This is a genomic window from Ralstonia sp. RRA, assembly GCF_037023145.1.
Lineage (GTDB): Bacteria > Pseudomonadota > Gammaproteobacteria > Burkholderiales > Burkholderiaceae > Ralstonia.
The window spans coordinates 619,073-633,582 of the sequence record NZ_CP146091.1; the positions used below are offsets into that span (position 1 = coordinate 619,073).

The following is a 14,510-nucleotide window of genomic DNA, read 5'->3' on the forward strand; positions in this document are numbered from 1 at the left end:
TTCAAGAGCAATTCAGGAGACAGGCGATGCAGGATGGTTTGGTAGCAAAAATTGCGGCGCATCCGAAATATGCGCAGCTCAAGCGCCGGCGCAATGCGCTCGGCCTCTTTCTGACGGTGGCGATGCTGGTCGTGTACTACGGCTACATCGCGCTGATCGCATTCAACAAGCCGTTCCTCGCCAAGCCCGTGAGCGCGGGTGTGATGAGTGTCGGCGTGCCGGTCGGCATGGCGGTGATTGCTTTCACCGTCGTCATCACCGGCCTCTACGTGCGCCGCGCAAACAACGAATACGATCAACTGACGCAGGACATCCTGCAGGACGTCGCCAAATGAAGAAGACGCTTTCCATGATGCTGGTGGCGCTGCTGGCCGCCGGTGCCTGCGGTGTCACCATCGCAGCGGGCGGTGATGTTGGCGAGACGGCCAAGCAGGCAACCAACACCACGGCCATCGTGCTGTTTGCGCTGTTCGTGGCCGGCACGCTGTGGATCACCAAGTGGGCGGCCTCGCGCACGCGCTCTGCGGCGGATTTCTACAATGCCGGCGGCGGCATCACCGGTTTTCAGAACGGCCTGGCGATCTCGGGCGACTACATGTCGGCCGCGTCCTTCCTGGGGATTTCTGCTGCCGTGATGACCTCCGGTTACGACGGCCTGATCTACTCCATCGGCTTCCTGGTCGGCTGGCCGATCATCACGTTCCTGATGGCCGAGCGACTGCGCAATCTGGGCAAATTCACTTTTGCCGATGTGGCGGGCTACCGCTTTGAACAGGGCCCGATCCGCAGCTTTGCCGCCATTGGCACGCTGGTGGTAGTGGCTTTCTACCTGATCGCACAGATGGTGGGCGCCGGGCAGCTCATCAAGCTGCTGTTCGGTCTGGACTACTGGGTGGCGGTGGTCATCGTTGGTGCGCTGATGATGGTCTACGTGCTGTTTGGCGGCATGACTGCAACGACCTGGGTGCAGATCATCAAGGCGTGCCTGCTGCTGGCCGGCGTGACGTTCATGGCCATCATGGTGTTGGCGCAGTACGGCTTCAGCCCCGAAGCGCTGTTCGCCAAGGCTGTCGAAGTGAAGACTGCCATCGCCACCAATGCCGGCAAGTCGCCGGACGATGCCACCAAGATCGGCCTGTCGGTGATGTCGCCGGGCGGCTTCATCAAAGATCCAATCTCGGCCATCTCGTTCGGCATGGCGTTGATGTTCGGCACCGCTGGGCTGCCGCACATCCTGATGCGCTTCTTCACAGTGCCGGACGCCAAGGAAGCACGCAAATCGGTGTTCTGGGCCACCACCTGGATCGGCTACTTCTACGTCCTGATCTTCATCATCGGTTTTGGTGCGATCACGCTGGTGCTGACCAATCCGGAGCTCTCCGATATCGCCAAGGGTGTGATCAAGGGCGGTGCAGGTACGGCCAACATGGCTGCGGTTCTGGTCGCCAAGACGGTGGGCGGTGATGTGTTCTACGGCTTCATCTCGGCCGTGGCCTTTGCAACGATCCTTGCGGTGGTGGCGGGGCTCACGCTGTCTGGCGCCTCGGCGGTGTCGCACGATCTCTACGCTACCGTCTTCAAGAACGGCAAGGCCAACAGTGCGGACGAGCTGAAGGTGTCGCGCATCACCACGCTGGTGCTGGGTGTGATTGCCGTGCTGCTGGGCATCGCCTTCGAGAAGCAGAACATCGCATTCATGGTGTCGCTGGCCTTTGCGGTGGCGGCGTCGGCCAACTTCCCGGTGTTGTTCCTGTCGATGCTGTGGAAGGGCTGCACCACGCGTGGCGCGGTCATCGGCGGGTTCCTGGGGCTGATCTCGTCGGTGGGGCTGACGATTGTGTCGCCGTCGGTGTGGGAAGCCACGCTGGGGTATCCGAAGGGCTCGGCGTGGTTCCCGTACACCTCGCCGGCGCTGTTCTCGATGACGATCGGTTTTGTGGGCGTGTGGCTGTTCTCGGTGCTGGATACCAGCGCGCGTGCCAAGGCTGAAAAGGCCTCCTTCGATGCGCAGCAAGTGCGTTCGGAAACAGGCCTTGGTGCCGCGGGCGCTTCGAGCCACTAAGCGTTGCGCCACACACTGGAAGCGGGTGGTGTGCTGCTGCGTCGCCTGCCTTCCAGTGTTGTCTCTTCTATCTTCTACATCGCTTCTACAGCGCGCTTCATAGCCGCTCGAAGCGCAAGCCTGCGTTGCGGGTCAGGCGCGCGATGAAGCGGTCATCGAACATCGTGGCCGGTGTCCAGAAGCCGCCGGGCCGCCCGGTCTTGATGCCGTCCTTGACATGGTCCAGCGCGAGGCTGGCTGCCGCCTGGCCCAGCATCTTGCCGGTGGAGCCGTAGCCCGGATCGCGATCCCCCGTCACTTTCACGCGCAAGGTCTTGCCGTCGTCGGTGCGCGCAAAGAAGCGGAGGTCGTAGCGGCCCGCCAATTGGGCCGCTGGGCTGGGGCCTTCGCCGGGTTTGGGCAGCAGGAAGCGCTCCATCAAGAGTCGTGTGGGCTTGATGACGATGCCCACCATGAACGCCCCCAGGCCGGCGACCATCGTCACGGCTCGCAGGCGGCCTTGCAGGCCGCTGCCGGTGATCACCGCTTCGTCATACGTGAACTGGTTGCCATAGGCGTTGCCGGACAACGCATTGGAGCGGTGCACCACACGCTCGTTGATGGCCGCCATGACAAAGGGCGCGATCCACGCATCGAAATCGGTATCGAATGCCGCGCCCCTCGCGGAGTGCTGGCGTGCCGTGAAGCCATGTCCGTTGGGGCAGAGGGCATACGGGTTGGCCAGCTCCCTGCGCAAGGCGGGGTCGGCGGCAGCCTCCTGCACCACGTTGATCAGGCTGGCCACGGTGCCGCCCGATGCGCCGCCCTTGAGCGTCTTGACGCGCATCTTTACGTGGGTGGCCGGCGTGCCCCATTGCTGCATCGCCTGTTGCTGCAGGAAGTAGACACCCATGTCCGACGGTACCGAGTCGAAGCCACAGCAATGGACGATGCGTGCGCCCGATTGCTGCGCGGTCGCCTCGTACTTCTCGATCATCCGTTTGATCCACTGGGTCTCGCCAGTGAGGTCGCAATAGTCGGTGCCGCTTTCCGCGCAGACCTTGACCAAGGGCTCGCCATAGAGCGCGTAAGGACCCACCGTGGACACCACCACCCGGGTCTGCGCACATAACGCGCGCAACTGGGCTTCGTTGGCCGCATCCGCGACGATGATGGGCAGGGCGGCACCCGCTGCACCCAGTGAGCGCTTGAGCTCGTTGAGCTTCGCTTCAGATCGGCCCGCAATGGCCCAGCGCAGGGTTTCCGCCTGGCCCGAGAACTGCTCAGCCAGGTAGCGGGTCAGGATCTGGCCGACAAAACTGGTGGCGCCAAACACGACGAGGTCATGGTCCGGGGCAGTCATGGGGTCTTCCTTTTCGGGGCGGATGGAGTCACCGTCCAGCGTGGTCAAACGCCTTCAGCGGTGTTGGCAGATTCAGCACCAGTTGGGCGTCTTTCACAACATACAACCTGAGCATGGTGGACGCGCCCAGCCCATCAAGCAACTGGCCCAGCGGACCGCCGTGGCGCACCAGCTTGACATGGCGCGGAAACAGGCTGCGGGGCTGTTCTCCAAGCCCGTGCGCGAGACCCGCGAACTGCTGCCGCGGTACGAGCAGGACAACCTGTTTGACTCCACCCAGTTCAAGTGCCGGTTTCCCGAGTTCAAGGTGATGGCGTATCGGGCGAGGCTGGAGCAGATTCAGCGGGAGTGGGCGGGCAAGTCGGGTTTGGGCTCACTGCACGGGATTCGTGCGTGAACTCAACTCAATTGCGATGCATGCACCAGGCTGCCCCCCATTTTCCGCGTCATTTCGTTGACGTTATCGGTTCGCTGGCATTTCATTAGAGTCAATCAATGACTCAAGGGGATGCTCGTGGGACAGGACAACGATGCGCCGCGTGATGCACAACGCGATGCACCTCGATACCGCAGCGGAGCGGCCGCGCGGATGGCCAAGATGCCTGTTTCCACGTTGCGCGTCTGGGAGCAGCGCTACGGCCTGATATCGCCCGCCAAATCCGAGTCGGGGCAGCGGCTGTACTCGGGTGAGGACGTCCAGCGCCTGACGTTGCTCCGGTTGCTGGTCAGCCAGGGGCACGCCATCGGCACGATCGCGCATGCCAACCACGCCGAGCTTGAACGCTTGCTTGAAACGTCGGAGACGGCCAGGGGTGCCAACCGCATGCTGCCCCAGTCCAGCATCGCGTTGACGTTGTACGGCCCGCTGCTTGCCGAGCGTGTTCGGCGCAGAAAAGGCGCGCTGGCTTCGCTTGGCATCGAATCGGTTGTCGAGCTGGCCGCCATCGACGCAGACGCGCTGGGCGACGATGCCCAGCGTACGCATGCGCTACTGGTGGAAGCGGTCTCTCTGCAGCCGGACGACGCGGAAGCCATCTTGGCAGCCAGCCGTTGCTTGGGCGCCAGCGCCGTGGGCGTGGTCTACGGTTTCGGCACGGTGCGCGCCACCGACATGCTGCGCGCAGCCGGCGTGCGCCTGTACCGCGAGCCCAACGCACACGGCGAGCTGGATCAAGTCCTCCAAGAACTGGTGCGGCTTGTCCGGGTGGATGCGATGTACGGCCAGTTGCTGCCCTTGCAACGTAACGCCCGCCGTTTCACCGACCGGCAACTCGATCTCTTTGCCAATGCCTCGCAGACGATTGCGTGCGAGTGCCCCCGACACCTGGTCGACCTGATCCGGCAGCTCGATGCGTTCGAGCGCTTCAGCGATGCCTGCGCGGTGCGCTCCCCGGCAGATGAACAACTGCACCGGCACCTGGGCGACGTCACCAACCGTGCCCGCCTGATGCTTGAAGACGCGATGGAATACGCCATCCGCGTTGAAACGCTGCATCCACCGGAGCCTTAGCCGCGTATATGCCAGTAAGCGTCACATGAAGCGGCAGGGGTGATGCGCGCATCGCCCGCATTTGGAGGCAATCTCAATGGAATGGTCCTTGGATCCACCCGGCAATACCGGGGCGGCTGACGGCGTACGGCCTGCGGTTATGCCGGCGTCCGGCCAACGCATTGCGGTGGTGGGCTCGGGCATCTCAGGCTTGGCTGCGGCGCATTGTCTTGCGCGGCGCCATGCCGTCACGCTGTTTGAAGCGGCGCCCAGATTGGGTGGGCACACCAACACGGTCGACATTGAAGACAGCGGGCACGTGTTTGGGGTGGACACGGGCTTCCTGGTATTCAACGCGCGCACCTATCCGAACCTGATTGCTCTGTTTGATGCGCTGGGCGTGGCGCATTGCGAGAGCGACATGTCGTTCAGCGTATCGGTGGGCGATGGCGCGCTGGAGTGGGCGGGCACGAGTCTGCGCACGGTGTTTGCACAGCCGCGCAACTTGGTGTCCGCCGCGTTTCTGTCGATGCTGGGCGACATCCTGCGCTTCAACCGGCAGGCGCACGCCAACCTGGCGGCCGCGCGCAGGGCCCGCCACAGTCTTGGCGCGTTGCTGGCCGCAGGCCGCTATGGTGAGCCCTTCTGCGCGCACTATCTGCTCCCGATGGCGGCGGCCATCTGGTCTACCCCCAGCCGCGACATCCTTTCGTTTCCCGCCGAGACATTTCTGCGTTTCTGCCTCAACCACGGCTTGCTGCAGATCTTCGACCGGCCACGCTGGCGCACGGTCAAAGGCGGCGCGCGCAGCTATGTGCACGCCATCGCCAGCCGGTTGGCCGACGTGCGCGTTGCCACACCCGTGCGCGGCATTCGCCGGGCAGCCACCCATGTTGATGTGCTGACCGATGCCGGTACCGAGCGTTATGACGCCGTGGTGCTGGCCACGCATGCGCCCCAGACGTTGCGCATGCTCGACGATGCAACAGATGACGAGCGTGCTGTGCTCGGGGCATTCCGCTATCAGCCCAACACCGCCTTTCTGCACCGCGATACCCGCCTGCTGCCGCGTCGGCGGCGGGTCTGGTCGGCCTGGAACTACATCGACGCACCGCAGGCCGGGGCGGCTGGTAGCGCGCCCTGCGTGAGCTATCTGCTCAACCAACTGCAGCCGCTGCCGGTATCGACTCCGGTCGTGGTCACGCTCAACCCGCCGGCGCCGCCCGCGCCCGAACTGGAGTACCAGCGCTTCGCGTATGAGCACCCGGTGTTCGACCAGCCGGCCATCGATGCGCAGGCCCGCTTGCCCGCGCTGCAGGGGCAGCGCCGCACATGGTTTGCCGGTGCGTGGACGGGCTACGGCTTTCATGAAGACGGCTTGAAATCTGCCCTGCGCGTGGCTGCCGATTTTGGTTGCGCACCCGCCTGGGCGCAGGTGGCGCCATGAATGAAGACGCACAGCTCCTCGTCGGCCAGGTCATGCATCGCCGCTTGCGGCCGGTGGCCCATCGCTTCGTCTACCCGGTGTTTGCGGTGCGCGTGAAGCTCTCTGCGCTGGAGCGGCTGACGGGCACGTGGTTTGGCGTGAACTGCTGGCGGCCGCTGTCGCTGCGCACGCGTGACTACGGCCCGCGCGACGGCTCTGACCTGCTCGTGTGGATGCGCGGTGTGCTGCGTGACGCTGGCTTAACCGCCGATGGCGAGGTCTGGCTACAGACATTTCCGCGCATTGCGGGCTGGATGTTCAACCCCGTGTCGTTCTGGTACTGCCACGATGCGGCTGGCCAGCTGCGCGCGGTGCTGGCCGAGGTCAACAACACGTTTGGCCAGCACCACCGCTACCTGCTGTGTGCGGCGGATGGCAGTGCCATTGGTGCGCACACGGTGCTGAGTTGCCGCAAGCAGCTACATGTGTCCCCGTTCTGCCGGGTCGAGGGCGGCTATCAGTTCCGCTTTGCTGAGACGGCAACCACGGCACTCGCGCGCATTGACTATCACGACGACGACGGCCTGCTGCTGCACACCGCCATCGGCGGGCGACTGCAGCCGTTCGATGCGGCGCACCTGCGCCGTGCACTCCTGCGCCAGCCGTTGCTGGCGCTGCAGGTGATCGGGCGTATTCACTGGCAGGCGCTGCGGCTGTGGTTCAAGGGCGTGCCGTTTTTCGGCCGCACTGCGCATGAGGCTTCTTCTCTGGAGAACACCCAATGACCGCCACGCATTCTCTCGCCTGGGTGCCGTCCCATGTTCCCGCCGCCGGGCGTTTGCTATTGGCGCTGGCCGGGCGCCTGCGCCACGGCTTTCTCCATCTCGCCACGCCCGATGGCGAAGTGCAGGTTGGCGACGCGGCATCGCCGTTGCATGCCGATCTGCGCATCCACGACTGGCGCGCCTGTGCCCGTATTCTGCGCAGCGGCGACGTGGGCTTTGCCGAGGCCTACCGCGATGGCTGGGTCGACACGAGCAACCTGACCAACCTGTTGCGGTTGGCCATCGTCAACGCTGCCACGCTGGAGCAGGCCATCTTCGGGCATGCCGTTGCGCGGACCTGGTTGCGTGTACGCCACCTGCTGCGCCGGAACACCCGCAAAGGCAGTCGCCGCAATATCCACCTGCATTACGACCTGGGCAACGACTTCTACCGCCTGTGGCTGGACGCGGGGATGACGTACTCGGCCGCCTGGTTCAACGGCCGCCCGCAACAGGCACTGGCCGATGCGCAAACGGCCAAGTACCAGCGCGTGTGCGACCAGCTCAGGCTGGGGCCAGGCATGGACGTGCTGGAGATCGGCTGTGGCTGGGGCGGCCTGATGGAAATAGCCTGTGCACGCGGCGCGCATGTGCATGGCATCACGCTATCGGAAGCCCAGCGCGGCTACACCGCACAGCGGTTGGCGGACGAACCACGCGCCCGCGTTGAACTGTGCGACTACCGTGACATCGATGGTGCCTACGACGCCGTGGTCTCCATCGAGATGTTCGAGGCCGTTGGTGAGGCGTACTGGTCAACCTATTTTCAGACGCTGGCGCGCTGCCTGCGCCATGGCGGCCGCGCGCTCGTGCAGAGCATCACCATCGATGAGGCGCAGTTCGAGCGCTATCGCGCCGGCACCGACTTCATCCAGCAGTTCATCTTTCCAGGCGGCATGCTGCCGAGCCGCGAGCGCTTCATCCGCTTGGCAGAACAACATGGCATGCGCGTGCTCGACCGTCTGGATTTCGGCACCGATTACGCAGAGACCTTGCGCCGCTGGAGCCAGCGCTTTGAAGCCCAGCTCGACGCGGTGCGTGCGCTCGGGTTTGATGACGCCTTCATCCGCATCTGGCGCTTGTACTTTGCGTATTGCGAAGCGGGCTTCGATGAAGGCCGGATCGGTGTGTCGCAGTTCCTGCTGGAGCGGGTGTGAGCATGTCACCGTTAGGCGCCGCGCTCGTTGTGCTGTTGCTGCTGGTGGCTGTGTTCAGCGCCATGTGGGCGTGGCAGTTGTGGACGCAGAACGCCGGCATGGTCGACCCCGTGTGGGCGTTCTCGCTGGGCGTGGTGGCGTTGCTGTATGCGTGGCTGGGAACGGGCTCCACACCGGCGCGGGTGTTGGTTGGGGTGGGTGGTGCGCTCTGGGGGTGTCGTCTTGGTTGGCACCTGTGGCGGCGCAATGCCGGCAAGCCGGAGGATGCGCGTTACCGAAAGCTGCGCGAGCAATGGGGCACGGCCACGCCGCGCAAGATGTTCGGGTTCTTCCAGTTGCAGGCAGCGGTGTCGATGCTGTTGGCAGTGGCCTTTGCAGTGCCGAGCTACCGGGCAGATGCACCGGGCATGGCGGCCATGCTGGCCGCCGTTGTGCTGTGGCTGATCTCGGTGGCCGGGGAGGCGTTGGCCGATCGGCAACTGCGTACGTTTGCGGCGGACCCGGCTCACCATGGTCAGACCTGCCGCGCCGGTCTGTGGCGGTATTCACGGCATCCGAACTATTTCTTTGAGTGCGTGCACTGGCTAGCCTACGTGCCGCTGGCGGTGGGTGCGCCGTGGGCGTGGCTGACGTTGCTGCCGCCGGTGCTGATGGCGTGGCTGCTGCTCAAGGTGTCGGGCATTCCCATGCTCGAAGCGCACATGCACGCCACGCGCGCGGACTACGCCGACTACGCGCGCACCACCAGTGTTCTGATCCCCTGGCCGCCGCGCCGCTGATCTGCCAATCGCGAGGAGACCTGCATGACCACGCTGAGCACGCCGTCAACGCCGTCCACACCCACCCAGGCCACCCAGGAGCCGCACAATGGTTGGCTGATCCAATGCTGTGAGCGGGGCTGGCTGCCCGACACGCTCATCCGCATGGGCATGCGCGCGTTGCTTCGGCAGCGTTTGCAAGACGAGGGGATTCACAACGGGGAGCTGCGCACACGGCGCTTCAACGCATTGCTAGATGAACTGCGCACCAGCCCCATCGCCATCGAGACGGACAAGGCTAACGCGCAGCACTACGAGTTGCCGCCAGCCTTCTTTGAGGCGCATCTCGGCCCACGCCTGAAGTATTCGTGCGCGCTGTACCCAACCGGAAATGAGACGCTCGCGCAGGCCGAAGAGGCGATGTTCGCGTGTTATGCAGAGCGCGCAGGCCTGGCCGATGGGCAGTGCATTCTCGATCTGGGTTGTGGTTGGGGTTCGCTGTCGTTATGGATGGCGGCGCAGTATCCGAAGGCGCGCATTGTGGCGCTGTCCAATTCGCACAGCCAACGCGCGTGGATTCGCGCGCGAGCGGCAGAGCGCGGCATTGCAAACTTGACGGTGCACACCGGCAATATTGCCGACTTTGAGTTTGCCGACGTGCCGGCGCACGGGTGTTTCGATCGCGTGGTGTCGATCGAGATGTTCGAGCACATGAAGAACTACGGCCTGCTGCTCAGCAAGATCGCGCGCTGGATGCGGCCCGATGCCGTGCTGTTTGTGCACCTCTTCGCGCACCGCACGCTGGCGTATCACTTTCAGGTGCAGGACGGCACGGATTGGATGTCGAAGTATTTCTTTACCGGCGGCACGATGCCCTCAGAAAACCTGCTGCTGCAGTTTCAGGATGATCTGCGCGTGACGCGCCAATGGTGGGTCAATGGCACGCACTACGCGCGCACGGCCAATCATTGGCTTGCCAACCTGGACGCTGCGCGCCACAGGCTGATGCCTGTGTTCGTGCAGACCTATGGCGAGCGCGATGCGGCGGTGTGGTTTCAGCGCTGGCGCATGTTCTATCTGGCGGTGTCGGAACTGTTTGGCTATGCACGCGGCAATGAATGGGGCGTGGTGCACTACCGGTTTGAAAAGCGCTAGGTCTGCTCAGCCACGCGTACGGATGCCGTCATGGCGTTGTGCAAGCCACACCAGCAGCGGCATCCAGAGCGCCCAGCCCGCCGCCAATGCAAGCAGGGCCATTGCCGTGTCAGGAAAGCTCGCCGCGCCCAGCGCGACGCCGGCACGGAACGACAGCGGCCCGGCCATCGCTCCCAACGCCACCGCCAGCCACGGGCGGCTGCGCAGCCAACGGAAGAGGACGTTCAACTGGATCGCGAACAAGCCCCACAGACCCAGCAGCCACGGCGGCACCACGCCGGGCCACAGCACGCCATGCGAGTACACGACCAGCCCAGTGCGGACGAGTGCGGTTTCCCACGGCGCCGCGCACAGCACGATCAGCGCAGCCAGCCGCAACTCGCGCACTGGCTGCGCGGCGTAGCGTAGATGTAGCACCAGCAGAATGACCACGCAGCCGATGCCCACCCAGGCGACATCGTGCGCGGCGCTCAACACACAGACGAACCACCCAAGTTGCCCAGCCACGGCATAGAGGAGGGCGCGATGTTTGACGATCGACCACGGCATGACAGATGGACCCGCCTACGGTGGACACACGCGCTGGCCGCCGCCGCCCTCGCGTTGATCGCGGTTGGCTGCTCGGGCCCGCCGCCCAACACCAACCCCCGCGCCGCGGTGCCCTTGCAGACCGTGCCGGTGGATCTGCCCCGCTATATGGGGCGCTGGTACGTGATCGCAAACATCCCGTATGTTGGCGAGCGCGACAACGTCGGCAGCTACGCCGAATGGGCGCTGCGCCCCGACGGCCGCATCGACGATGCCTACGTCTATCGGCCCGGCGGCTTTGCCGCACCATTCAAGCGCATGCAGTTTGTCGATTCGGTGGTGGCAGGCAGCGGCGGAGGCGCGTGGCGTGTGCGGTTGTTCTGGCCGATCTACGTGTCGCAGCTCACGCTGTATGTGGATGCCGACTACCGCGTCACGCTGCTTGGCTACCCGGACAAGAGTCTCGGTTGGGTGTTCTCCCGGGACCCCGACATGAGTGATGCCGACTACCGCGCAGCGCTCGACCGGTTTGAGGCGATGGGCTACGACATCACGCGCTTCAAGCGTGTGCCGCAGTTTCCAAGCCAGGTGGGTCAGCCTGGGTTTCAGTCGCCGGGGGATGCGCACTAGCCGTACACATATCACCGCGATTCCCCCAGAAGATGGCGCCGCAATGCGGGAGCACGGGTGCCCGGTGCCAGCCAGATATCGAAAAACGCGTGCGCGAAGGCGGGGTCGTCCACCTCGGTGGTCAGTTGCCCATTGGCATAGAAGCGCGCGCCGCGCCCCGGCAGGTAGACGCCGCACAGTGTGTCACCGGGCTTTACGTCGATGAAGGCTGGCGTCATGGCTGCCTGCCATTGCGTCAAGATTGAATCGGGCGGCGGGGGCACGTTCAGGCGGCGGATTTCATCGACCGCCGTTTCGATGAGCCGTGCGCGGGTGATGGCACGCCGGTATGTGATCTGCAGAGCAAACGGTGTGTCGTAGCTGGGCGGTGTCTGCGTGCTCCAGAGCTGCGCGTCGTAGAGGCAGAAGCCCAGAAGGCACAGTGCGCCTTTGCCTGACAGCTGGGCGTGGTCCAACTGGTTTCGGCAATCCGCCCATGCGGAGGTGTTGAGTATCGCGGCAAGCAGGATGATCAGCACACGCATGGCGAACCTCCAGGATCGGCCAGGGAAGTGGCTTGAGTTTGCCGCCTCCCTTGGTCAGGAGCAAGACTGCGCCACCAGGCCTCTGTTGCATGCCGATACCCAGGAAGCGTGCCCGTTCGCGAACTGGCGTCTGAACCTCATTGGCCGCCATTTGATCGCAGCATCGACGTGCAGATCTCGCGCTTGTGTCACAAGCTGAGAGAAGACATCAAGGAGCCCAAGCTGATTCGCACGATTCGCGGCGAAGGCTACATGCTCGATGCCAAGCAGCATTGAGCACGGCAGAATCCGTTGGCATTGCCATTCGTGGTCCGGTGCAGGGTCGGTGATCCATTGCACGACAGCCGCCAGCTCAATGATGGAGCAGCGGATAGGCGGCCAGGCCGATCAAGGCTGCACCGGCAACGATGACTGGCTCCGACAGCTTCTTGAACCTGAGCAGCAACGCCACCGTGACCAGCGCCAGCAGCGCGGTCGGCGCGTCAACGATGGAGCGCTTGGCTAGCACGATCACTGCACCGGTGATGGCGCCTACGGCCGCTGCGGTCACGCCATCCACGAATGCCAGGATGGCCGGCAGCTTGCCGTATTTCTTGAAGTACGGTGCCGGCAGGATGGTGAACAGGTAGCACGGCAGAAACGTGCCAGCCGCTGCTACGCAGGCACCCGGCAAGCCCGCGATGAGATAGCCGATAAAGCCAACGGTGATCACGACCGGCCCGGGTGTGATCATGGCCACGGCCACTGCATCGACAAACTGCTTCTCGCTGAGCCAGTGGTGGTCGGTGACGACGCCGCCATACAGAAATGGCACGATGGCCAACCCCGAGCCGAACACGAAAGCGCCAGCCTTGGCGAAGAACACACCAATCTGCGACAGCAGCGGCCAGTCGATCATGCTCAGAATGCCGCTGCCTGCGGCGATGGGTGTCGCGGCAAACGCATTCACCTTGCCTTGGCGTATCCACTTGGGCGGCGCGCGCCAAAACCAGACGAGTATGCCGCCCGCAAGGAACAGCCAAGCCACCTCCGACTCCGTGGCGACTGTCACCGCCGCCAGAACCAGATAGATGAGCCACAGTAGCTTGTCCTTGCCGACGCTCTTTGTCGTGAGTTTGTAGGCACTGATAGCGATGATGCCAATCACCGCCGCGCCGACACCGTAGAACACCGACTGCATCCACGTTAGCCCGCCAAAGCGCACGTAGGCCCAACCCAACGCCACAACCATCAGGAACGACGGAATCACGAAGGCGATGCCAACCAGGGTCGCCCCGAGAATGCGGTAGTGAACGTAGCCCAAGTAGATTGCCAACTGTGCGGCCAGCGGCCCGGGCGCGAGCTGCGCCAATGCGAGGCCCTCTTTGTAGTCGGCCTCCGTAATCCATTGGCGCGCTTCCACCAGATCACGGCGCATGTAGCCAGCAAGCGCAACGGGACCGCCAAAGCCAAAGGTGCCGAGTCGAAGGAAGTACAGCACCAGTTGCCGGAGCGAGTACCTTGGGCGGTCGTGGATGGATGGTGGCATTGGTGCAATGGTGCGGGGCGCGTTTGTCATCGCTTTTTGGGGGGCTAGCTTGGTTTGCGGTTGCCCGAGAAGTGGGCATATAGGGAGTCCAGAACGACGCTGATTTCCGTAAGAAGGACATCGTCATTGGCCAACCGCTTGCGAGCGCCGGCCAGGATGGCCTCGAAGCCACTGGCTTCGGGGGCGGTGGTTCCGCCCACATCAAGCGCGTGCACCACGGCACCAATGCGGGCAAGCCCTGCGTTGTCGTCCAGACCGAAGCTCGCGAGCAGCACCTCGAACGACACCTTGTCGCCAACGTGGGTGAAGGTCGCACCGTCAAAGTCGAAGCCCAGTGCGTCGGCGGGGCAATCGGTTGGGCTTTCTAACCAAAGGAAGCGCGCATGCGGATCGATGAAACGCTGGATCAGCCAGGCGCTGGCGACACGGTCCACCCAGAGGTGTTGGCGCGTGGCCCACACACGCCCTTGATACTGCGTAGGGTCGCGTCGCGCGATGCTGCCGGCCGCCGCGCGTGGCTCACCGGTCGACTGCATCGCCTCAATCGCGCCCGCAAAATCTCGCCACTGCGCTTGTGCGCGGATGGAGGCTTCATTGGGAAAGAAGTCGATCCTGTGAATGGCCTCGTATGCGCGGGCGTGCCTGCGACGCAGTCGATTGAGGTCGGCCGCTGCCAAGTCAGGCAGCGTTTTGCGGGCCTCGGCCAATTCAGCGAGCCAATCCGTGTAATCAGGCGTGCGATCGAACAGTGCCTGGTAGGCGGCTGTCTCGTCGGCCCCCTGAGCTTGGACGCGCAGCAGCCAGGCTTGCCCGTTCTCCTGCGCGGCCTCGTCCGCAAGTGCATTGAGCTGGGAAGCCTGCTCCGCATGCGCGGGCAGCAGGTAAGCCCCGTCGCGCAGGGCGACACAGCCAAGCGCTTTGACGGCGCGCCACACTCGCATGCGCACGGTCGCGCTGGAGGTCGGCAAGCTGACGATTAGCAAGAGCCAAGAGTCTGAAAGAAGTGTCATGACAGCAGAATAGGTGGGTGTATGAATCGCAGCAATGCCGTAGATATCGCTACATATCTGGCCGTCGAGATCAACTC

15 protein-coding genes and 2 pseudogenes are annotated in these 14,510 nt (G+C 64.1%); 11 read left to right on the plus strand and 6 right to left on the minus strand.

The window, feature by feature from the left end; translation table 11 throughout:
- Positions 1-26 precede the first annotated feature (26 nt).
- Both V6657_RS03005 and V6657_RS03010 read left to right on the plus strand, forming a co-directional pair.
- The gene (locus V6657_RS03005; RefSeq protein ID WP_048934153.1) at positions 27-335 is read left to right on the plus strand and encodes a DUF485 domain-containing protein; all 309 of its coding nucleotides are present in this window, start codon (positions 27-29) and stop codon (positions 333-335) included.
- Positions 332-2,062: a cation acetate symporter gene (locus V6657_RS03010; RefSeq protein WP_048934154.1), complete on the plus strand. Its 1,731-nt coding sequence runs from the start codon at positions 332-334 to the stop codon at positions 2,060-2,062. The genes V6657_RS03005 and V6657_RS03010 overlap by 4 nt, the downstream gene beginning before the upstream one ends.
- Before the next feature lie 97 nt (positions 2,063-2,159).
- On the opposite strand, the gene V6657_RS03015 is transcribed toward V6657_RS03010, so the two are convergent.
- The gene (locus tag V6657_RS03015) at positions 2,160-3,404 is read right to left on the minus strand and encodes a saccharopine dehydrogenase NADP-binding domain-containing protein (protein WP_048934155.1); all 1,245 of its coding nucleotides are present in this window, start codon (positions 3,402-3,404) and stop codon (positions 2,160-2,162) included.
- 28 nt (positions 3,405-3,432) lie between these two features.
- Positions 3,433-3,597 (minus strand): annotated as a pseudogene (locus V6657_RS03020) (acetoacetate decarboxylase); the annotation flags it as partial.
- A gap of 3 nt (positions 3,598-3,600) precedes the next feature.
- Between V6657_RS03020 and V6657_RS03025 the strand changes: the two are divergent.
- The 7 genes and pseudogenes from V6657_RS03025 to V6657_RS03055 all read left to right on the plus strand — a co-directional run.
- Positions 3,601-3,801 (plus strand): annotated as a pseudogene (locus V6657_RS03025) (hypothetical protein); the annotation flags it as partial.
- A 111-nt stretch (positions 3,802-3,912) separates the two neighbouring features.
- Positions 3,913-4,914, plus strand: coding sequence for a MerR family transcriptional regulator (locus V6657_RS03030; RefSeq protein WP_048934157.1), 1,002 nt, complete (start codon positions 3,913-3,915; stop codon positions 4,912-4,914).
- 139 nt (positions 4,915-5,053) lie between these two features.
- A complete protein-coding gene (locus V6657_RS03035) occupies positions 5,054-6,340 on the plus strand; it encodes an FAD-dependent oxidoreductase (protein WP_048934158.1) in 1,287 nt (428 codons plus the stop codon).
- Positions 6,337-7,104: a DUF1365 domain-containing protein gene (locus V6657_RS03040; protein WP_048934193.1), complete on the plus strand. Its 768-nt coding sequence runs from the start codon at positions 6,337-6,339 to the stop codon at positions 7,102-7,104. The genes V6657_RS03035 and V6657_RS03040 overlap by 4 nt, the downstream gene beginning before the upstream one ends.
- Positions 7,101-8,300: a cyclopropane-fatty-acyl-phospholipid synthase family protein gene (locus tag V6657_RS03045; protein ID WP_048934159.1), complete on the plus strand. Its 1,200-nt coding sequence runs from the start codon at positions 7,101-7,103 to the stop codon at positions 8,298-8,300. Before V6657_RS03040 ends, V6657_RS03045 begins: the two co-directional genes overlap by 4 nt.
- 2 nt (positions 8,301-8,302) lie before the next feature.
- Positions 8,303-9,079: a DUF1295 domain-containing protein gene (locus V6657_RS03050; RefSeq protein ID WP_048934160.1), complete on the plus strand. Its 777-nt coding sequence runs from the start codon at positions 8,303-8,305 to the stop codon at positions 9,077-9,079.
- 24 nt (positions 9,080-9,103) lie between these two features.
- Positions 9,104-10,213 (plus strand): cyclopropane-fatty-acyl-phospholipid synthase family protein, encoded by a 1,110-nt coding sequence (locus V6657_RS03055; RefSeq protein ID WP_048934161.1) that lies wholly within the window; start codon positions 9,104-9,106, stop codon positions 10,211-10,213.
- A 6-nt stretch (positions 10,214-10,219) separates the two neighbouring features.
- Here the strand turns inward: V6657_RS03055 and V6657_RS03060 are convergent, their stop codons facing one another.
- Positions 10,220-10,762 carry a DUF2878 domain-containing protein gene (locus tag V6657_RS03060; protein WP_048934162.1) on the minus strand — a complete coding sequence of 181 codons (543 nt, stop codon included), beginning with the start codon at positions 10,760-10,762 and terminating at the stop codon, positions 10,220-10,222.
- Between V6657_RS03060 and V6657_RS03065 the strand changes: the two genes are divergently transcribed.
- Complete coding sequence (locus V6657_RS03065) at positions 10,739-11,371, plus strand: lipocalin family protein (RefSeq protein ID WP_171018010.1); 633 nt, start codon at positions 10,739-10,741, stop codon at positions 11,369-11,371. The genes V6657_RS03060 and V6657_RS03065 overlap by 24 nt on opposite strands.
- An 11-nt stretch (positions 11,372-11,382) precedes the next feature.
- Here the strand turns inward: V6657_RS03065 and V6657_RS03070 are convergent, their stop codons facing one another.
- The gene (locus V6657_RS03070) at positions 11,383-11,895 is read right to left on the minus strand and encodes a chalcone isomerase family protein (RefSeq protein WP_048934163.1); all 513 of its coding nucleotides are present in this window, start codon (positions 11,893-11,895) and stop codon (positions 11,383-11,385) included.
- A gap of 108 nt (positions 11,896-12,003) precedes the next feature.
- Here V6657_RS03070 and V6657_RS03075 point away from each other — a divergent pair, with 108 nt between their 5' ends.
- Positions 12,004-12,171, plus strand: coding sequence for a helix-turn-helix domain-containing protein (locus V6657_RS03075; RefSeq protein WP_274923312.1), 168 nt, complete (start codon positions 12,004-12,006; stop codon positions 12,169-12,171).
- A 76-nt stretch (positions 12,172-12,247) separates the two neighbouring features.
- Here V6657_RS03075 and V6657_RS03080 read toward each other — a convergent pair whose 3' ends face one another.
- Both V6657_RS03080 and V6657_RS03085 read right to left on the minus strand, forming a co-directional pair.
- Positions 12,248-13,423: a chromate transporter gene (locus tag V6657_RS03080; protein WP_048934164.1), complete on the minus strand. Its 1,176-nt coding sequence runs from the start codon at positions 13,421-13,423 to the stop codon at positions 12,248-12,250.
- Positions 13,424-13,467: 44 nt separating this feature from the next.
- The gene (locus V6657_RS03085; RefSeq protein WP_048934165.1) at positions 13,468-14,433 is read right to left on the minus strand and encodes a chromate resistance protein ChrB domain-containing protein; all 966 of its coding nucleotides are present in this window, start codon (positions 14,431-14,433) and stop codon (positions 13,468-13,470) included.
- Positions 14,434-14,510: the final 77 nt, after the last annotated feature.